The following is a 19,601-nucleotide window of genomic DNA, read 5'->3' as shown; positions in this document are numbered from 1 at the left end:
AATCCGGTCGAACGTCCCGGCCGCGGGCGCGTTAGAGCGTGGCGGTGACGGGAGAGCCGCGCGATGAGGTACGAGACCGGCCCGATGAATCCTGCTGCACGCCCGGCCCGCCTCACCGCCGCACCGTCGCACGCACTGCCGATTTACCCCGCCGATCGGCCGCATCAGCCCTTCAAGATCGTGAGCTGGAACCTGCTGCGGCGCACCGGCGCGGCGGTTGACGACGTGGCCGCCCTCGTCGCCCAGGAGAAGCCCGACCTGCTGCTGATGCAGGAGGCGACTCGGGCCATCGGCTTCCTGCTGGACCGGATCGGCGGCCACTACGCCTGGGCACCCCTGCCGGGCCGGATCCACGGGCTGGCCATGTGGAGCCCCAGGCCCTGGCCGGCGCCGCCCCGGGTCATCGCGCTGCCCTCGGGGGCGCTGGTGCACCGGGTCTGCCAGATCCTGGACCTCGGCGAGTTCGGCGTGGCCAACGTCCACCTGTCGCATGGGCAGATGCTCAACCGCCGCCAGCTGCGCCGCATCGTCAGCGAGCTGCCGCCCCGGGCCGCGGTTCTCGGCGATTACAACATCGTCGGCCCCGCGATGATCCCGGGTTTTCGCGACGTCGGACCGCGTCAGTCGACGCACGCGATGGTCGAGGTGCTGCCCCTGCGGCTCGACCGCTGCCTCGCCCGCGGCCTCGTCTGCCACGCCCATGCGGTGCTGCCGCGGGGGCCCTCCGATCACCGGCCGATCATCGTCCATCTCGGCCCGGCCCCCGAGGCGCATGCCCCAGGACGCTTCAAAGGTATGGCAGCAGCAGTCGCACGCCTGCGTCGCGCAAACGGACCGGCAGGCCGCGCGCGGCGAGATCCTCCCGCCTGAGCTGCGTCTCCATCTTGCCGCGCATGAACCGGTCGAGCGCGGCCGCGCAATCCGCGTCGATGATCTCGACGTTCAGCTCGAAGTTGAGCCGGAAGCTGCGCATGTCCCAGTTGGCGCTGCCGACGAAGCACCAGATGTCGTCAACCACCATCGCCTTGGAATGGTCGAAGGGCGGCTCGTCGAGCCACACCTGCACCCCGGCCCGCAGCAGCGGCTCGAGATGCGCCCGGGTCGCCCAGTCGATGAACGGATGGTCGCTGACCCGCGGGATGATCACGTCGACGGTGATGCCCCGCATCGCGGCCTGCGCCAGAGCGCCGGTCACCAGTTCGTCGGGCAGGAAGTAAGGCGTTACGAACCGGACCTTCCGGCGCGCGCAGGCGAGCGTCTGAAGGATGACCTGCTCGATCTTCTCGACGTCCGCATCCGGGCCGGAGGTGACGGCCCGGGCGACGCTGGGCCCGCACGGCTCGAGATCGACGAACCACGGTTCGCCGTCGAGGATCTCGCCGTCCACGAAGGCCCAATCCGCCGCGAAGGCGGCGGCGAGTTGCTCGACCACGGGCCCGGTCATACGGAAATGCGTGTCCCGGATCGGATGCTCGGGCTTCAGCGCGACGCGATTCGCGTGCGAGATGTTGAGACCGCCCGTGAAGGCGATGCGCCCGTCGAGGATCAGCAGCTTCTTGTGGGAGCGCAGGTTGAGGAACGGCATCCGCCAGGGAAGGGCCGAGTGCATGAACAGGGCCACCGGCACCCCGGCCGCCGTCAGCCGGCGGTAGACGGGCGTCCGGAAGTAGCCGCCGCCGATCCCGTCGATGATGACGCGCACCATCACGCCGCGGTTCTGCGCCTCGACGAGGGCGTCGCAGAATTCGCGGCCGGTGGCATCGTCCCGGAAGATGTAGCTCGACAGGCCGATGCTGGCCTGCGCCTCGCGGATCGCCGCCAGCATCACCGGATAGGCCGCGTCGCCGTTTCGGAACATCTCCACCGCATTGCCCGCGAAGGCCGGGAGGCTGGTAATCCGGCGGATCGCCCGGTCGAGGGGCCAGAGCGTCTCCGGCACCACGGCGTCGTCGGTGTCGGGCAGCTGCGTCGCATCGGAGGGCTTGGTCCGCAGCCGCCGGGCGCGGCGCGAGACCCGGTTGATGCCGAAAGTCAGGTACAGGGCGGTCCCGAAGATTGGCGACAGCCACGCGAGACCAATCCAGCCGACCGCCACGCTCACCCGGCGCTTGCGCAGCAGGGCATGCAGGGTGACGCCGATCGCCAGCGCGACGCCGATCAAGGCCTCAACGTCCGCCCGCATCAATGCGGTCGACTGAACCCAGCGGAAGAGCGCGTTTTCCAAGGTCTCGGTATCCGGGTTCGCGTCGGGAGGCACCGGATTGGCCCAAGGCCCGTGCGGCGGGCGGGATTAATCCGCCGGCTTGGCCGGATGCGCAATGGCGGCGGTCCCGGCGGGCCGCTCGCAGCGATAGGGGCCGCTGCCGTCCAGCGCCCCATACAGGACCCGGCCGCCGGAGGCGATGCAGCGCGCCTTGGCTTCGGCGTAGGGCCGGTGGAAGCTCCAGATGGTGATCATGGGACCGATCGTGGCGAGGCAGATGCCCCCGAAGATCACAGCGGCGGCCCATGTCGCGCCGTTGCGATCCGGCCGCGGCGGTCGCGGCGGCGGCATCGCCCCGTAGAAGGCCAGCGTCAGTCCGAACAGGTCGATGGTGCTCATCAGCCGTTCCGCGTTGCGGCGCCGCATCCGACAGGATCGGGTGTGCCGAACCACCTAGGGCAGGGCGCGTCGTTACCTATAAGCGCGGCGCCGACCGGCCTGCGTCGTATCGCGCCACCGCGCGCGATCTCGCGGCCTCACGGCTCCCAGCGCGGCGGCCTCTTGCCCAGGAAGGCGTCGATGCCCTCCTGGGCGTCGGCCATCATCATGTTCCGCGTCATCACCTCGGCGGCGTAGCCGTAGGCGTCCTCGAGACCCATCTCGAGTTGGCGACCGAACGCCTCCTTGCCGATCGCCAGGACACGCCGGGCCTTCCCGGCGATCCGCGTCGCCAGGGCGCCGACCGCCGCGTCGAGTTCCGCCTCCGGGACCACCCGGTTGACGAGGCCGATCCGCAGGGCCTCCGCGGCGTCGATCGGCTCGCCCACCAGAAGCATCTCCAGCGCGGCCTTGCGCGAGACGGCGCGCGACAGAGCGACCATCGGGGTCGAGCAGAACAGGCCGATCTGCACCCCCGGCGTGGCGAAACGGGCCGTCTCGGTGCAGACGGCGAGGTCGCAGGTGGCGACGAGCTGGCAGCCGGCGGCGGTGGCGATCCCGTGAACCCGGGCGATCACCGGCTGCGGCAGGCGCGTCAGGCTCAGCATCAGCCGGGCGCAGGTGCGGAACACCGCCTCTGTCGCCGCGCGGGAGGGATCGGTCCGCATCTCCTTGAGATCGTGCCCGGCGCAGAAGGCGGGACCCGCCCCCTGGAGAATCACGACCCGGACCGCCGGATCCGCGCGGATGGCGTCGAGCTGATCCTGGAGGGCGCCCATGAGGGCCATCGACAGGGCGTTGCGCGCCTGGGGCCGGTTGAGCGTCAGGGTCGCGACCCCGTCGGCGTCGCTGCGCAGCAGTACCGGCGCTTCCGGAGCTGTCGCGGCGTGGGCCGTGGCTGAGGTCATCGCGGCGTCTCCCGGTGCCGGCCTCCCTGGCACGGGGCCGATCTCGTCCAGCGAGGTTAGCACGCCGGCTCCGGCTCCGCGATGCCGGCGCGGCGAGCCGCGCCGTCGGCCGTCCTCGAACCAACCCGGCGGCGCGCGGTGCGCGGGCACCGATCCCGGACCGGGTGGGCTGCCCGTCAGGCCTGCTCGGCGAGGGCGAGGTCGAGGCTGGCGTAGTCGGCGCCCGGGCCGTTCCACCAGACGGCGGGATAGCTGGCGAGCCGACCCATCAGCCCGGCATAGACATCGGCGAGGTTTGTATCGACGACGACCAGCGCGGCATCCGACTGGGACAGGCTATCGGCGAGGGCCTGGCCGCGGCCGGCGCAGTCCAGGCAAACCACGCGCAGGCCGAGACGGACGAGGCCGAGCCGCATGGCCTCGGCCTGACCGAGATCCTGCACCAGGAGCGCCACGGTCTGACCGGCGCGCAGGCCCTCGCTCCAGGCCCAGCGGGAAAATCGGTGCGGGCAGATCGCGGCGGCGGGTCCGGACGGTGCCACGCGACGATCCGCGTTGGCCCCTCCCGCATCGCCTGTCCGGACGCGCCGGTCGGCGTCCCGCGCCGGGACTGGAAGGAATGCCGCAGGAGGATGGACGCCGTACATGCGATGCGGACCGCCTGAATCTGGACAAATTGCAGGCTCTGGCGTGACGCGAGCAGGTTAACACTCTCTCACGCGCCGGCGTTCCACCGAAAAACGACGCCGTTTTCGTCGGCGTGCCGGGCAGGGACTGCCCCTATGGCCAACAGGCCGTGAAAGTAGATGCGCGGATTGCCGACAAATTCCGTCGCATTGGCGTGCGCACCGGACCGGCCTATGTCCCGGTGCCAGACGTGGCCCGCAAGAGGCCCCGCTCGATCGAGGAAACCACCGCGCATGCGCCCGACCACGACCCGGATCGCCCTCCTCGCCGCCGCCGCGCTGACGGCATTGCCGGCACAGGCGCAGATCCGCAACGCGCCGTCGCCGCGCGCCCTGGAATTCGCCTCCTACATCTTCGCCGCCTCCAATGTCTGCGGCTACCGGATCGGCAGCGCGCAATTCGAGGCCCTCCTGGCGAAGCAGAATGTTCAGATCGCCGACGTTCAGCCGCGGGGGCCGTTCGGCAACCGTGTGCAAACCATGTTCACGCTGATGTCGAACCAGATGGCGCAGAACCGCGACCAGGCCTGTCTCGCCGTCGCTGGCGAGTACGGGCCAGAGGGCACGGTGGCCAAGAACGTGCTCCTGCCGGCGGGCCAGGAGCCGGGCGCCCCGACCAAGACGCCTGCGGAGCCGGCCGAACCCGCCAAGCCGCAATAGAGATCGGCGACGGCGTCAGCCGAGGCGCCAGTCGATCGGGCGGCGCCCCTGCGCGGCGAGCCAGCGGTTGGCCCGGCCGAACGGGTCGGAACCGGGGAAGTCCCGGGCGCGGTTGAGCGGGGAGGGGTGACCGCTCTCGAACACGCCGTGGCGGTCCGCGTCGATCAGCGCGGCCCTGGCCCGCGCCTGCGCGCCCCAGAGCAGGAACACCGCCGGCTCCGGGCGGTCCGAGATGGCGCGCACCGCCTCGTCGGTGAGTGCGGCCCAGCCATAGCGCAGATGCGCTCCGGCCTTGCCGGCCTCGACGGTGAGGGCGCTGTTGAGCAGGAAGACGCCCTGCCGTGCCCAGGGCGTCAGGTCGCCGCCGGCGGCGCGGTCGGATCCGGCCTCCGCCAGGATCACCCGCAACGACGCGGGCAGGCGCCCCGCCCCGACGAACGAGAAGGCGAGGCCGTTGGCGTCGCCCGGGGTCGGGTAGGGATCCTGTCCGAGAATCACCGCCTTGACGTCCTGCAGCGGCGTCTCCCTCAAGGCGCGGAAGATCCGGTCCGGCGCCGGCAGCACCTGGGCCCCCGCGGCGATTCGTCCGTCGACACGGGCCGCCACGACGTCGGCCTGACCATCGGCGAAGAACGGCAGCGTCAGCCAGGACGAGCCGGAGGCGCGGAAGGCTTCGAGGGCATCGGCCACAGGCGTATCGGTCATGGTCTCTCGCGGGTCGGATCGGGGCCGAGATAGCGGGCAGCCGGGCGCCGTCATCCGGGCAGCGGTTGCGGCCCGAGGCCCCGCGTGTTTAGGGACATGGGTCGAGCGTGCCGCATATCGCGGTGCGGCATGTGGCGTCCGGTCTTCGCCGGGCGGCTTCGCACCCTACATGGAAGCACACCCCACGGGGAATTGAGCCCCCGGCCAGGTTCAGGCGTCCGCGCCGGCGGCCGGGTATCGGAAACCAGAAGAAGGATCTCGGCGCGCGGCGCCGGAACGCTGCCATGAACGAACGCGTCGAACCCGCCGCGCTGGCGAATGGCCGGCCCCTCGCACCGCTCAAGCCCGCGGCCGACACCCTGCCGGCGGATCACCCGAAGGTGGCCTGGGGTCGCGTGGGCGTGCTCCTGATGAATCTCGGGACGCCTGAGGGCACGTCCTACTGGCCGATGCGCCGGTACCTCAAGGAATTCCTGTCGGACCGGCGCGTGATCGAGGTGCCGCGGCTGATCTGGTGGCCGCTCCTCAACCTCATCATCCTGACGAAGCGCCCCGGGCCGAAGGGCCGCGACTATGCCAGCGTGTGGAACAACGCCCTGAACGAGGGGCCGCTGAAGACCATCACCCGCGGCCAGAGCGAGCGCCTCCAGGCCGCCATGGGCGAGTCCGTGGTGGTCGACTGGGCGATGCGCTACGGCAAGCCCGAGGTCGCCGGGCGGATCCAGGCGCTCCTCGACCAGGGCTGCGACCGCATCCTCCTGGTCCCGCTCTATCCGCAATACGCGGCGGCGACCTCGGCCACCGCCTGCGATCAGGCCTTCCGGGCGCTGATGGACATGCGCTGGCAGCCCACGGTGCGTGTCTCGCCGCCCTATCACGACGACCCGGTCTACATCGCCGCCATGGCCGATTCGATCCGCGAGGGCCTCGCGAAGCTCGATTTCGAACCGGAGGTGATCCTCACCTCGTTCCACGGGGTGCCGCGGAGCTACCTGCTCAAGGGCGACCCCTACCATTGCCAGTGCCACAAGACCGGGCGGCTGATCCGCGAGGCCCTGGGCCTATCGCCGGACAAGATGCGCGTGACCTTCCAGTCGCGCTTCGGCAACGAGGAGTGGCTGAAGCCCTACACCGACGAGACGGTGATGGACCTCGCGAAGTCGGGCGTGAAGCGGATGGCGATCGTCGCCCCGGGCTTCACGGCGGACTGCCTCGAAACCCTCGAAGAACTCGACGGCGAGAACCGCCATTACTTCGAAGAGAATGGCGGCGAGCGCTTCGCCTACATTCCATGCCTGAACGACAGCGACCTCGGCATGCGGGTGATCGAGCACGTGGTACGCCGCGAGCTTCAGGGCTGGGTCTGAGATCGGCGCCGGGTTGCCGCTTGCGGCGCGGCCCGGCCCCCCTATTATTTTCCTAAGCTGAACGGGCGCATCGGTTCGGCACGGGAGGATCTCATGGCGTTCTTCATCGGCATCGCGTGTCCGTGGCTCCTGATCGCGGTGCTCGACAGGATCGCCGAGGGGCGCCGGAGCGCCGAACTCGCGGCCCTCGGGCTCACGCCACAGCCGGCCCCGGCACAATCCAGCTACCTCGTCCCCGATCGGCCGTATTGAGGCCCGGCTGGGGCGTGACCCAGCCGGAACCTCGCCCCACGTCGGGCGGGCCCCGCATCGCCGTCACAGGCCGAGCGACGTGACCCAGGACAGCGCCGCTCTAGGACAGCGCGACGCCCGGAAGCGTGCCGTCACACGGATCGCTTCCGGGCGGTCGAAACTATGGCGGCTTTTCCGGTCCGTAGAACCGGACGACCGTTTCGCTGCGGGCCCGGTGCCGCGCGGACCGACCCATCATCTCTTCAGAGGGCTGGACCGAATCAGAACCCGGCCCGGCCCTCTGTCACATCCGGCTTACGGCTTCTTCGGCTCCGACTCCGGCTGAGCGGCCGGCGGCGCGTCGGTGCGCTCGATCTTGGCCTCCGAGCGGAGCTTCAGGATCATGTCCTGCTGCGCCTTGCGGATCAGGTGCTGGTCGATCTGTTCCTTCAGCTCGTCGAAGGTCGGCTGCGGCTTCGTCCGCTTCTCCTCCACCTTGATCACGTGCCAGCCGAACTGGGTCTTGATCGGGTCCGAGACCTGTCCGGGCTTCATCGCGAACGCGGCGTTGGCGAAATCCGGGACCATCCGTTCCTTCGTGAACCAGCCGAGATCGCCGCCCTCGGTCTTCGAGCCCGGATCCTTGGAGGCCTCGGCGGCGACCTTGGAGAAATCCTCGCCGCCCTTAATGCGCGCGGCGATCTTCTTGGCCTCGGCCTCGTTGTCCACGAGGATGTGGCGCGCGTGCACCTCCTCCTCGGGCTTCATCAGCTTGACGGTCTGGTCGTAGATCGCGTGCTCCGCCTCAGGCGTGACCGCGCGCTTGGCCTCCTGCTCCAGGTAGTCGTCGAGCAGCAGCTTGTCGCGGAAATAGGCGAGCTTGCGCTTGAATTCCGGCGTGTCGCCGATCTTGGCGGACTCGGCGGCCTGCGCACCGACGCGGAGATCGACCATGTAGTCGACGAGCAGGTTCTTCTTCTGCGCCTCGTCGACGCCCGGCAGCGACAGGGCGGGATCGTCCGCCGCGATGGCGAGGTCGCCCTGCGTGATCGGCTTGCCGTTCACGCTCGCCACGACCGAATCCGCGCTCGGCGCGGCGGCCGGCGCGGCGGCCGGCGTGTTAGCGGCCGGTGTGTTAGCCGCCGGTGTCGGAGCCTTCTGGGGGGCCTGGGCCAGCGCCAGTCCCGGCATCGCGATCATGACGGCGAGCGCGCTGGCGCGCCGGAGAAGGGCGGTGTTCGGCATACGGGCGAAGTCCTCGGCTCACGTCTTGGCGCCGCACCGGATCGGCCGGGCGGCAGGCCGCGGCACAGGTGGGCCGCGTCGGGCGAGAAGGCAAGCGCGGCCATTTCACCGGTGCCGGAACCGTGACCGTACCGGCATGCGTTGAGGGCTGCCCCTTCCAGGTGCGCCGGGCGATGTTTACCTCTATAAGCCCGGCCAACTCCGTCCAGGCCGGCCCGCCACGCTCACCCGTGTGCGGGCTCGCGCGTCCGCAGGTCAACGATGCTCGGCTCCTTCGCCAAGAAGATTTTCGGCTCCTCGAACGACCGCCGCGTCAAGGGCTATCGCCCGCGCGTGGCACAGATCAATGCGCTGGAACCGGAGATCCAGGCCCTCTCCGACGAGGCCCTGCGCGCCCGCACCGATATGCTGAAGGCGGAACTCGCCAACGGCAAGAGCCTCGACGACATCCTCGTGCCGGCCTTCGCCACGGTGCGCGAGGCGGCCAAGCGCGTCTTCGGCCAGCGCCACTTCGACGTGCAGCTCATCGGCGGCATGGTGCTCCACGAGGGCGGCATCGCCGAGATGAAGACCGGCGAGGGCAAGACCCTGGTGGCGACGCTTCCGGTTTACCTGAACGCCCTGGAAGGCAAGGGCGTCCACGTCGTCACGGTGAACGACTACCTCGCCTCGCGCGATGCCGAGTGGATGGGGCAGGTCTACCGATTCCTGGGCCTCAGCGTCGGCACCATCGTGCACGGGCTCGACGATGCGCAGCGCAAGGAGGCGTATGCCTGCGACATCACCTACGGCACCAACAACGAGTACGGGTTCGACTACCTGCGCGACAACATGAAGTACGAGATGTCCCAGCTGGCGCAGCGGGGCCATAATTTCGCGATCGTCGACGAGGTGGATTCGATCCTGATCGACGAGGCGCGGACGCCGCTGATCATCTCGGGCCCGGTGGACGACCGTTCGGAACTCTACGTGGCGGTGGACGCGCTGATGCCGCGCCTGCGCAAGGAGTTCTACGACCTCGACGAGAAGCAGCGCACCGTCTCGCTCACCGAGGAGGGGAACGAGTTCATCGAGGAGGCGATGCGGGAGGCGGGCCTCCTCAAGGAGGGCGACCTCTACGACGCCCACAACGTCACGCTGGTCCACCACGTGAACCAGGCCCTGCGCGCCCACACGCTGTTCACCCGCGACAAGGACTACATCGTCAAGAACGACGAGGTGGTGATCATCGACGAGTTCACCGGCCGCATGATGCAGGGCCGGCGCTACTCGGAGGGCCTGCATCAGGCGCTGGAGGCGAAGGAGCGGGTCACGATCCAGCCCGAGAACCAGACGCTGGCCTCGATCACCTTCCAGAACTACTTCCGTCTGTACAAGAAGCTCGCCGGCATGACCGGCACCGCCTCCACCGAGGCCGACGAGTTCGCCGAGATCTACAAGCTCGACGTGGTCGACATCCCGACCAACAAGGAGGTCGAGCGCGTCGACGAGGACGACGAGGTCTACCGCACCGTCGCCGAGAAGTACGAAGGCATCATCGCCGAGATCGACAAGGCGCATACCCGCCACCAGCCGATCCTGGTCGGCACCGGCTCGATCGAGAAGTCGGAGCACCTCGCCGAGATGCTCAAGAAGGCCGGCTACACCCTGCTCGACTATTCCGACCCGAACGCGCTCACCGACGTCTACGCCGCCGCCCGTGAGGGCCGGGTGACCAAGCGGTTTGCCGTGTTGAATGCCCGCTTCCACGAGCAGGAAGCCTACATCGTGGCCGAGGCGGGTGTCCCCGGCGCGATCACCATCGCCACCAACATGGCGGGCCGCGGCACCGACATCAAACTCGGCGGCAACGTCGAGATGCGGGTCGAGAAGGAACTCGCCGGGATGCCGGAGGGGCCGGAGCGCAATGCCCGCATCGAGGCCATCAAGGCCGAGATCGCCGAGAACCGGGCCAAGGTGCTGGCCTCGGGCGAGAAGGCGGATCCGGAGGCGGGCCGCAAGAAGGACCTGCCGGGCGGCCTCTACATCATCGGCACCGAGCGTCACGAGAGCCGGCGCATAGACAATCAGCTCCGCGGTCGCTCCGGCCGCCAGGGCGATCCCGGCCGCTCGAAGTTCTACCTGTCGCTTCAGGACGACCTGATGCGGATCTTCGGCTCCGACCGGATGGACGGGATGCTGCAGAAGCTCGGCCTGGAGCAGGGCGAGGCGATCATCCATCCCTGGATCAACAAGGCGATCGAGAAGGCGCAGCAGAAGGTCGAGGCGCGCAACTTCGACATGCGCAAGAACGTGCTCAAGTACGACAACGTCATGAACGACCAGCGCAAGGTCGTGTTCGAGCAGCGCCGGGACTTCATGGCCCAGGAGAGCGTCCGCGAGACCGTGGACGAGATGCGTGAGGGCGTGATCGACGACCTCGTCGCCCGCCACATCCCGGAAAACGCCTATGCCGAGCAGTGGGACGTCGCCGGCCTGCGCGAGCAGGTGAAGGAGATCCTGAATCTCGACGTGCCGGTCGAGGACTGGGCCAAGGAAGAGGGCATCGCCGACGAGGAGATGCGCGAGCGGCTGATGAAGGCCGCCGAGACCGCCTATGCCGAGCGGACCGAGAAGAACGGCGCCGAGGTCACCGCCTATATCGAGAAGCAGGTCCTGCTCCAGACCCTGGACCACCTGTGGCGCGAGCACCTCGTGACGCTGGACCACCTCCGGCAGGTGATCGGCTGGCGCGGCTTCGCCCAGCGCGACCCGCTCAATGAATACAAGTCCGAGGCCTTCGATCTGTTCGGCGGTCTCGTGACCGCCCTCCGCGAGCAGGTGACCGCCCAGCTGTCGCGGGTGGAGATCATGTTCCAGGAACAGCAGGAGGGTGAATTCCCGACGGCGCCTCCGGAACTGCCGCCGATGTTCGCCCAGCATCTCGACCCGGTCACCGGCGAGAACGAGATGGACCATGCCGGCTTCGGCTCGGGCAGCGACGGCGGCGGGGGACCGGCCTACGGCTACGCGGCGCAAGGCCTGGCGGCGGACGGGGCCGTGCTGGAGCGCGACCCGAACGACGCGAGCACCTGGGGCCGCGTCGGCCGCAACGAGCCCTGCCCTTGCGGCTCGGGCAAGAAATACAAGCACTGCCACGGCAGCCTCCAGGCCTGAGGCCGGGATGCCCGCGCGGGCGCTCTTCATCGCCGGGGCCGGAACCGAGATCGGCAAGACCTACGTCACCGCCGCCCTGACCCGCCGCCTGCGGGCGCAGGGCCGGGCGGTCCGGACCGTGAAGCCGCTCGCGAGCGGCGTCCCGTCCCTCGGCGATCCCGGCTTCATCGAGAGCGACACCGCCCGTCTTCTGGACGCGCAAGGCATCGCCCTCGACGCGGAGGCCGTGGAGTCCTGCTCGCCCTGGCGGTTCTCGGCGCCGCTCTCGCCCGATCAGGCGGCCGTGCTGGAGGGGCGGTCCCTGGACCTCACCGACCTCGTCGGCTGGTGCCGCGCAGAGATCGCCCGCACGGAGGGCACGCTGCTCATCGAGGGCGTCGGCGGCCTCATGAGTCCGGTCACCGCGGTTGCCACCGGCCTCGACTGGCTCCGGGCGCTCGGCGTGCCGGCGCTGCTCGTCTCCGGGAGCTATCTCGGGGCGATCAGCCACGCGCTCACCGCCTGCGAGACCCTGCGCCTCCACGATGTGCCGTTGCGCGCCGTGGCGGTCAGCGAGAGCCCGGGTGCACCGGCCCCCGCCGCGACCGTCGCCGCCGCGATCGCCCGGCATGCCGGCGCCCCCGTGTTCTGCCTGCGCCGCGGCGAGACCTGCCCGGAGGATCTGGCCGGCCTGATCTGATCGCGGCCGGTGTCCGTTGCTGGACGGCGCGGCCGCAGCCGCTAGCTTTATCGTTGCGGCATCACACCCGGCGCCGGAACGCGATGTCCGGATGTCGAGACCGGGTGGCCCTCGGGGAATCCTGCATTGAGCCAGACCCTTGCCCCGGCGGCGAAGACCCGGCCCGAGACCGGCACGACTGACGCGGATGCGGCGCGCGGCCGGCTCCGACCCGCCCTCGTCCTGGGCGCGCTGGGCGTCGTGTACGGCGACATCGGCACGAGCCCGCTCTACGCGTTCAAGGAGGCCGTGAAGGCGGCGACCGCCGGCGGGGCGTCGGTGCCGGCGGCGGCCACGGGGGCGGTGTCGCTGATCCTGTGGTCGCTGATCCTGATCGTGTCGCTGAAATACGCGGTGCTGATCCTGCGCGCCGACAACCGCGGCGAGGGCGGCATCGTCGCCATGCTGGCGCTGCTCGGCGCCCGGCAGGCCCGGCCGGGCACGGGGAGGGCGCTGCTTCTGGTGGTCGGTCTGGTGGGGGCGGCGCTGCTCTACGGCGACGGCGCGATCACCCCGGCGATCTCGGTCCTGTCGGCGATCGAGGGCGTGAAGGTCGATGCGCCGGCGCTCGGCCCGTACGTGGTGCCGATCACGCTCGTCATCCTCGTCGGGCTGTTCCTGGTCCAGCACAAGGGCGTGGCCGCCATCGGCCGCGTGTTCGGGCCCGTGATGCTCGTCTGGTTCCTGGTGCTGGGGCTGCTCGGGATCGCCGGCATCATCGCCAAGCCCGAGATCCTGGCGGCAGCCAACCCGTTGCGGGCGGTGGACTTCCTGGTCCATGCCGGCTGGCATGTCAGCTTTCTGATGCTGGGCGCGGCCTTCCTGGCGGTGACCGGCGGCGAGGCGATGTATGCCGATCTCGGCCATTTCGGCGCCCTGCCGATCCGCATCGCATGGTTCGCGCTGGTGCTCCCGGCGCTCATGCTCAATTACTTCGGCCAGGGCGCCCTGCTGATCGCCGCGCCCGACGCCCTCGAGAACCCGTTCTTCCGCCTCTGCCCGGATTGGGGACACCTGCCGCTGGTCGCCCTGGCCACGATGGCGACCATCATCGCCTCGCAGGCGATCATCTCGGGCGTGTTCTCGCTGACCCAGCAATCGATCCAGCTCGGCTTCCTGCCGGCGATGCGCATCGTGCAGACGGCGCACGAGGAGCGCGGCCAGATCTACGTGCCGGCGGTGAACTGGCTGCTGGCCGCAGCGACCCTCACGGCGGTGGTGGTGTTCGGCTCCTCCGACGCCCTCGCCGGGGCCTACGGGATCGCGGTGTCGATGCTGATGGGCATCACCACGCTGCTCGCCGCGCTCATCGCGCTGCGCTGGGGCTACAATCCGATCCTGGTCTTCGCGGTCAACGGCGCCTTCCTCGCCCTCGACGCCGTGTTCTTCGCCGCCAACAGCGTGAAGCTGTTCGAGGGCGGCTGGTTTCCCCTCGTGCTCGCCGGTCTCGTCGCCCTGATGATGCTGACCTGGAAGAAGGGCAACGAGCTGGTCGAGGAGGCGCGGGCCGCCCTGCGCCTGCCGGAAGACGTATTCCTGACCGGCCTCCAGCACCGCGATCTTCTGCGCCTGCCGGGCACGGCCGCGTTCCTCTCGGCCGCGGAGCACGGGATCCCGCTGCACCTCTCGCGCTTCGTGGAGCGCAACCGCGCCCTGATGGAGCGGATCCTGATCATCACGGCGCTTTATGAGGAGACGCCCACCGTCCCACGGGATCAGCGCGCCCATGTGACGATCCTGGCGCCGGACTTCTACCGGGTGATCCTGCGCTACGGCTTCATGGAGGAGGCCTCGATCCCGGAAGGCCTCGCATGCGCGGTCGAATCCCGCCATCTGCCGCCGCACATCCTCGACGACATGACCATCTTCGTCGGACACGAGACGATCATCCCGCGGAACGACAAGCGGGGCATGGCGCCCTGGCGGGAGAACCTGTTCGCCTTCATGCAGCGCAATGCCGAGCGCACCGGCGCGTTCTTCGGCGTGCCGACCCGGCAGGTCGTGGAGGTCGGCACCGAGATCGAGATCTAGCCCGGCGCCCGAGACATTCCCGCCGCCCGGACAGTCACCGGCGCGACGCGCGGCAGCAGAGGCCGAGTCGTACCGAGAGATCGACGGACCGGCGGCCCGTCGATATCCACCGATCGGGCCCCGGGGATTGGCGCGACCGCCGTCCTGTGCTCCGCGCCGATCCGGACCTGCTTCCGGCGTGCGTGCGCCGAAGCACGGAAACTTGAAGCCGCTCCGCCCCGCGGCGGGGAACCGGAGCCGTCCGCCGTCGTTCCGCCCCGACACAGGCGACGCGCCCCCTTTGGGCGCGCCCGATCGGAGAGACAGCATGAACAGGGATCATCTCGAAGGCGGCGTCCGCCATCTGCGCGGTCGGGTCAAGACGGCCGCGGGCGCGGTTCGCGGCCGGGCCGGCGACCAGTTCGAGGGCGCTTACGATCAGGCGGCCGGCGCCGCTCAGTACGCCTACGGCGAGGCCCGGGACACGGTGCGCGACCTGCGCCACGGGGGCGAGCACCTCGTCGAGGAGGGGCGCGCCCGGTTCCGTGAGGTCAGCGATCGCGGTCACGCCCTGGCCGACGAGGCGATCGAACGCGGTCATCACTACCGCGATCGCGCGGTGCACCACGGCCGCAGCCTCGCGGCGCGTGCGGACGAGAACCGCGGCGCGACCCTTGCCCTCGTGGCCGCCGTGGCTTTCGGCCTCGGATGGCTGGCGCGGCCGAGCCGCTGAGCGGCCACATCGACCCTGATCCGGAGCGGGGCGGGCACACGCGTGGCCGCCCCGCTGATCAGAACGCATAAAGACATCTTTATGTCTTGATTGCTTCGTAGGTCGCGGGATGGTAGGGGATTGCCCCGACCCGCAACGCGAACACGGAGCCATCGACTCATGGCCAAGGATTACATCGTCAAGGATATCGGGCTGGCCGATTACGGCCGGAAGGAAATCTCGATCGCCGAGACGGAGATGCCGGGCCTGATGGCGGTCCGCGAGGAGTACGGCGCGGCGCAGCCCCTGAAGGGCGCGAAGATCGCCGGCTCGCTCCACATGACGATCCAGACCGCCGTGCTGATCGAGACCCTGAAGGCGCTCGGCGCCGACATCCGCTGGGTCTCCTGCAACATCTACTCGACCCAGGATCACGCCGCCGCCGCGATCGCCGCCGCCGGCATCCCGGTCTTCGCCGTCAAGGGCGAGACCCTGGAGGAGTACTGGGACTACACCTCGCGCCTGTTCGACTGGCATGACGGCGGCATGCCGAACATGATCCTCGACGACGGCGGCGACGCGACCATGTTCGTCCATCTCGGCCTGCGCGCCGAGAACGGCGATACCGCCTTCCTCGACAAGCCGGAGAGCGAGGAGGAGGAGGTCTTCTTCGCGCTCCTCAAGCGGAAGCTCGCCGAGAAGCCGAAGGGCTGGTTCGCGGGCCTCGCCGACAGCATCAAGGGCGTCTCCGAGGAGACCACCACGGGCGTGCATCGCCTCTACGTGCTCGCCAAGGAAGGCAAGCTGCTCTTCCCGGCGATCAACGTGAACGACTCGGTCACCAAGTCGAAGTTCGACAACCTCTACGGCTGCAAGGAGTCGCTGGTCGACGGCATCCGTCGCGGCACCGACGTGATGATGGCCGGCAAGGTGGCCATGGTCGCGGGCTTCGGCGACGTGGGCAAGGGCTCGGCCGCCTCCCTGCGCAACGCCGGCTGCCGCGTGCTCGTGTCGGAGATCGACCCGATCTGCGCGCTTCAGGCCGCCATGGAGGGCTACGAGGTCGTGACCATGGAGGATGCGGCCCCGCGCGCCGACATCTTCGTCACCGCCACGGGCAACAAGGACATCATCACCATCGAGCACATGCGGGCGATGAAGGACCGGGCCATCGTCTGCAACATCGGCCACTTCGACAACGAGATCCAGGTCGCCGGCCTGAAGAACCTCAAGTGGTCGAACATCAAGCCGCAGGTGGACGAGATCACCTTCGCGGACGGCCACCGCATCATCCTCCTGTCGGAGGGGCGCCTGGTGAACCTCGGCAACGCCACCGGTCACCCGTCCTTCGTGATGTCGGCCTCGTTCACCAACCAGACGCTGGCCCAGATCGAGCTGTGGTCCAACCCGGGCAAGTACCAGAAGCAGGTCTACACCCTGCCGAAGACGCTCGACGAGAAGGTGGCGGCCCTGCACCTGGAGAAGATCGGCGTGAAGCTCTCGAAGCTCCGCCCCGATCAGGCGGCCTATATCGGCGTCGCCGAGAACGGCCCCTTCAAGTCCGAGCACTACCGCTACTGAGCCCGGCGTTCCGGGCGGCGCGCACGGCCCCGATCGCGGGCCGAGCGGCGCGCCGTCCGGTCCAGGCACGCGGCCAGTTCGGCAGGAATCCTGGAGGCCCGGCGCGCTGCGCCGGGCCTTCTCGTTTGTCAAGCACTCGATGCCGATTCGAACTGTGTCTTCTGTGTGTCGTTAACGAGTGATTATGCCGACATCGTCAAAGGCCACGCTTCGTTCCCCTTCCGGGTCGAATCCGCCCCACTGTAGAGTGTGGGCGAATCTTAGATCGGCGGGGCTGCGGCGGTTCGGGAGAATCACTGCAGGAACGGTGCGTTCCGCGCCGCGCGGTGACGCGCGCCGGCCGGACCGCCATCGGGCGCGAGGGCGGGGCGAAGCATGGGTGTCGGTCGTGCGACGCACGTTCGGATCGGCGTGGGCGCACTTGCCCTGATGACGGCGAGCGCGGCGCTCGCCGAGCTGCCGGAGGCCGCCGCGGCGCATCCCGCGCGGGAGATCCACAGCGTGGCCGCCCTGGCGATCCTGGGCGGCCTCGTAGCCTTCGCGGTGATCCTGTCGCTCCTCCACCTGTACGAGCGCGGGCGGTGGACCCGTCGCGAGCGCGAACTCGCCGCGACCCTCGATGTCCTGCGCGGCGCCCACGACCGGGCCGAGATGCTCCTCAACGCCGAGCGCCAGATCATCGTGACCTGGGATCAGCGCAGCGAACCGGTGGTGGAGGGCGACATCAGCCTTGCGATCCACGGCGAACGGCCGGCCTCGGGCTATGCCCGCCGGGTGCTGGCCTTCGGGACCTGGCTCGTCGCCGCCGACGCGACCGCAGTCGAGGCCGCCGTGGAAACCCTGCGGACGCGGGGCACGAGCTTCGCGCTGAGCCTGCGCAGTCAGACAGGCCGGAACATCGAGGCTCACGGGCAGGCCGTGGCGGGACGGGCGCTCCTGCGCCTGCGCGAGACGAGCCAGGAGCGCTGCGAGATCGCCGACCTGCGGGCGACCCTGGACGAGACCCGCCGGGGGCTGTCGGCCCTGTCGGGTCTCCTCGACGCGATCCCGCAGCCGGTCTGGCGGCGCAACCGGGACGGCGGCCTGAGCTGGGTCAACGCCGCCTACGTGGCGGCGGTCGAGGCGGAGAGCCGCGAGGCGGCCCTCGATGCCGGCCTGGAGCTGTTCGACCGGCCGGCGCGAGAGACCATCGCCCGCGAGGAGGCGGCCCGGTTCGCCGGCCTGACCCGAAGCGTTCCGCGCCTCTCGGCCATCGTGGCCGGCAACCGGCGCATGCTCGACGTGTTCGAGACGGGCCTCGAGACCGGCCGGGTCGGCATCGCCATCGACGTGTCGGAACTCGAGAGCGTGCGCGCCGACCTGCAGCGGCAGATGAACGCCAACGTCCGCACCCTCGACCAGCTGCCGACCGCCGTGGCGATGTTCGACGTCTCGCAGCGCCTGATCTTCCACAACGCCGCCTACCGTCAGCTCTGGGACCTCGATCAGGCCTTCCTGGACGGCCGCCCGTCGGACGGCGAGATCCTCGATCACCTCAGGGCAGAGCGGAAGCTCGAGGAGCATGCGGATTTCCGCGGCTGGAAGCAGGGCGTGCTGTCCGCCTACCGGGCCGCGGAGGCGAACCAGACGTGGTGGTACCTGCCCGACGGCCGGACGCTGCGCGTCGTCGCGGATCCGAACCCGCAGGGCGGCCTGACCTACCTGTTCGACGACGTCTCGGATCGCCTGAACGCCGAGTCGCGCTACAACGCCCTCCGGCGGCTGCAGGCCGAGACCCTGGACACGCTGGCCGAGCCGGTGGCCGTGTTCGGCGCGGACGGGCGCCTGACCCTCGCCAACCGGGCCTTCTGCACCGTGTGGCGGCTCGACCCGGCCATGGTCGAGGACCGCCCGCACGTGGACGCCGTCATCGCCGCCTGCCGCACCCTGGCGCCCGCCGAGGAGCCGTGGCTCGACATCCGGGATGCGGTGGTCGGCCTCGAGTCGCGCACCGCCCGCGCGTGCCGGCTTGAGGTGGTGGACGGCACCGTCCTCGACTGCGCGGCGCAGCCGCTCCCGGAGGGCGCGACGCTCCTCACCCTGATCGACGTCACGGCGAGCGTGAACGTCGAGCGGGCCCTCACCGAGAAGAACGACGCCCTGGAGAAGGCCGCGCAGCTGCGCGACACCTTCGTGCACCACGTCTCCTACGAGTTGCGCTCGCCGCTCACCAACATCATCGGCTTCACCCAGCTCCTGGGCGACGAGACCGTGGGCGCGCTCAACGAGCGGCAGCGCGAATATGCCGACCACATCATGCGCTCCTCGGCGGCGCTGCTCGTCATCATCAACGACATCCTCGACCTCGCCTCGATCGATGCCGGCTCGCTGGAGCTGCAGCGGGAAGAGGTCGACGTCCAGGCGACGATCGAGGCCGCCGTGCGCGGCATCGAGGATCGGCTGGCGGAATCGCACATCACCCTGGCACTCGACGTGCCGGAGGATATCGGCAGCGTCCATGCGGACGGGAAGCGGGTCCGGCAGATCCTGTTCAACCTGCTGTCCAACGCCGTCGGCTTCTCGGATGCGGGCCAGCGCGTCGAGGTCCATGCCCGCCGCACCGCGCAGGAACTTCTCCTCAGCGTCCGGGACCACGGCCGCGGCATGCCGCCCGAGATCGCCGATTCGGTGTTCAACCGCTTCGAGAGCCACACCCTCGGCACCCGTCATCGCGGTGTCGGTCTCGGCCTGTCGATCGTCCGGTCCTTCGTCGAGCTGCATGGCGGCCGGGTCCTGCTGGAGACCGCTCCGGGGAACGGCACCCGCGTGACCTGCACCTTCCCCACCGATCTCGCGGGGCACCCCCGGCGCGAGCCGATCCCCGAATCGCGCCCCCCGGTCCCGCCACAGGCGCCGCCGCGCAAGCCCGGTCTGAGCGTGGCCTCGAGCCGGCTCGAGGCTGCGACATCCGACCGACGCACGTCGCCGTAGCGCTTGCTTCT

16 protein-coding genes are annotated in these 19,601 nt (G+C 69.8%); 10 read left to right on the top strand and 6 right to left on the bottom strand.

Features of this window, described 5'->3' with window-relative positions; genetic code table 11:
- Positions 1-84 precede the first annotated feature (84 nt).
- Positions 85-870 (top strand): endonuclease/exonuclease/phosphatase family protein, encoded by a 786-nt coding sequence (locus tag GGQ91_RS10590; RefSeq protein WP_246410666.1) that lies wholly within the window; start codon positions 85-87, stop codon positions 868-870.
- On the opposite strand, the gene GGQ91_RS10585 is transcribed toward GGQ91_RS10590, so the two are convergent.
- The 4 genes from GGQ91_RS10585 to GGQ91_RS10570 form a co-directional block, all read right to left on the bottom strand.
- Positions 788-2,224 carry a phospholipase D-like domain-containing protein gene (locus tag GGQ91_RS10585; RefSeq protein WP_043356343.1) on the bottom strand — a complete coding sequence of 479 codons (1,437 nt, stop codon included), beginning with the start codon at positions 2,222-2,224 and terminating at the stop codon, positions 788-790. The genes GGQ91_RS10590 and GGQ91_RS10585 overlap by 83 nt on opposite strands.
- A 66-nt stretch (positions 2,225-2,290) precedes the next feature.
- Entirely contained in the window at positions 2,291-2,602 is a 312-nt protein-coding gene (locus GGQ91_RS10580) for a hypothetical protein (RefSeq protein ID WP_043356346.1), read from the bottom strand.
- A 137-nt stretch (positions 2,603-2,739) separates the two neighbouring features.
- Positions 2,740-3,549 (bottom strand): enoyl-CoA hydratase, encoded by an 810-nt coding sequence (locus GGQ91_RS10575; RefSeq protein ID WP_043383785.1) that lies wholly within the window; start codon positions 3,547-3,549, stop codon positions 2,740-2,742.
- Positions 3,550-3,725: 176 nt separating this feature from the next.
- Positions 3,726-4,091, bottom strand: coding sequence for an AMP-dependent synthetase (locus tag GGQ91_RS10570; protein ID WP_236952860.1), 366 nt, complete (start codon positions 4,089-4,091; stop codon positions 3,726-3,728).
- Positions 4,092-4,469: 378 nt separating this feature from the next.
- Between GGQ91_RS10570 and GGQ91_RS10565 the strand changes: the two genes are divergently transcribed.
- Entirely contained in the window at positions 4,470-4,895 is a 426-nt protein-coding gene (locus GGQ91_RS10565) for a hypothetical protein (protein ID WP_043353176.1), read from the top strand.
- Positions 4,896-4,910: 15 nt separating this feature from the next.
- On the opposite strand, the gene GGQ91_RS10560 is transcribed toward GGQ91_RS10565, so the two are convergent.
- Positions 4,911-5,600 (bottom strand): uracil-DNA glycosylase, encoded by a 690-nt coding sequence (locus GGQ91_RS10560; protein WP_043353174.1) that lies wholly within the window; start codon positions 5,598-5,600, stop codon positions 4,911-4,913.
- Positions 5,601-5,884: 284 nt separating this feature from the next.
- Here GGQ91_RS10560 and hemH point away from each other — a divergent pair, with 284 nt between their 5' ends.
- Both hemH and GGQ91_RS10550 read left to right on the top strand, forming a co-directional pair.
- Complete coding sequence (gene hemH, locus GGQ91_RS10555; RefSeq protein WP_043353172.1) at positions 5,885-6,967, top strand: ferrochelatase; 1,083 nt, start codon at positions 5,885-5,887, stop codon at positions 6,965-6,967.
- A gap of 93 nt (positions 6,968-7,060) precedes the next feature.
- Complete coding sequence (locus tag GGQ91_RS10550; RefSeq protein ID WP_164706403.1) at positions 7,061-7,219, top strand: hypothetical protein; 159 nt, start codon at positions 7,061-7,063, stop codon at positions 7,217-7,219.
- A gap of 294 nt (positions 7,220-7,513) precedes the next feature.
- Here GGQ91_RS10550 and GGQ91_RS10545 read toward each other — a convergent pair whose 3' ends face one another.
- Positions 7,514-8,443 carry a peptidylprolyl isomerase gene (locus GGQ91_RS10545; protein ID WP_182591928.1) on the bottom strand — a complete coding sequence of 310 codons (930 nt, stop codon included), beginning with the start codon at positions 8,441-8,443 and terminating at the stop codon, positions 7,514-7,516.
- A gap of 261 nt (positions 8,444-8,704) precedes the next feature.
- On the opposite strand from GGQ91_RS10545, the gene secA reads away from it, so the two are divergent.
- The 6 genes from secA to GGQ91_RS10515 all read left to right on the top strand — a co-directional run bounded on the left by secA (position 8,705) and on the right by GGQ91_RS10515 (position 19,590).
- Positions 8,705-11,599 (top strand): preprotein translocase subunit SecA, encoded by a 2,895-nt coding sequence (gene secA / locus GGQ91_RS10540; protein WP_182591927.1) that lies wholly within the window; start codon positions 8,705-8,707, stop codon positions 11,597-11,599.
- A 7-nt stretch (positions 11,600-11,606) separates the two neighbouring features.
- Positions 11,607-12,278 carry a dethiobiotin synthase gene (gene bioD / locus GGQ91_RS10535; protein WP_043755838.1) on the top strand — a complete coding sequence of 224 codons (672 nt, stop codon included), beginning with the start codon at positions 11,607-11,609 and terminating at the stop codon, positions 12,276-12,278.
- A gap of 126 nt (positions 12,279-12,404) precedes the next feature.
- Complete coding sequence (locus GGQ91_RS10530; protein ID WP_043755839.1) at positions 12,405-14,348, top strand: potassium transporter Kup; 1,944 nt, start codon at positions 12,405-12,407, stop codon at positions 14,346-14,348.
- A gap of 307 nt (positions 14,349-14,655) precedes the next feature.
- On the top strand, positions 14,656-15,060 hold the full coding sequence (locus GGQ91_RS10525) for a hypothetical protein (RefSeq protein ID WP_043353166.1): 405 nt from the start codon (positions 14,656-14,658) through the stop codon (positions 15,058-15,060).
- 159 nt (positions 15,061-15,219) lie between these two features.
- Entirely contained in the window at positions 15,220-16,620 is a 1,401-nt protein-coding gene (gene ahcY / locus GGQ91_RS10520) for an adenosylhomocysteinase (RefSeq protein ID WP_043353165.1), read from the top strand.
- Positions 16,621-16,995: 375 nt separating this feature from the next.
- Positions 16,996-19,590: a sensor histidine kinase gene (locus tag GGQ91_RS10515; protein WP_043353163.1), complete on the top strand. Its 2,595-nt coding sequence runs from the start codon at positions 16,996-16,998 to the stop codon at positions 19,588-19,590.
- Positions 19,591-19,601 lie beyond the last annotated feature (11 nt).

The organism is Methylobacterium fujisawaense (assembly GCF_014138435.1).
Classification (GTDB): domain Bacteria; phylum Pseudomonadota; class Alphaproteobacteria; order Rhizobiales; family Beijerinckiaceae; genus Methylobacterium; species Methylobacterium fujisawaense.
The sequence above is the reverse complement of the archived record's forward strand: the minus strand, read 5'-3'. Positions and strand labels throughout refer to the sequence as shown.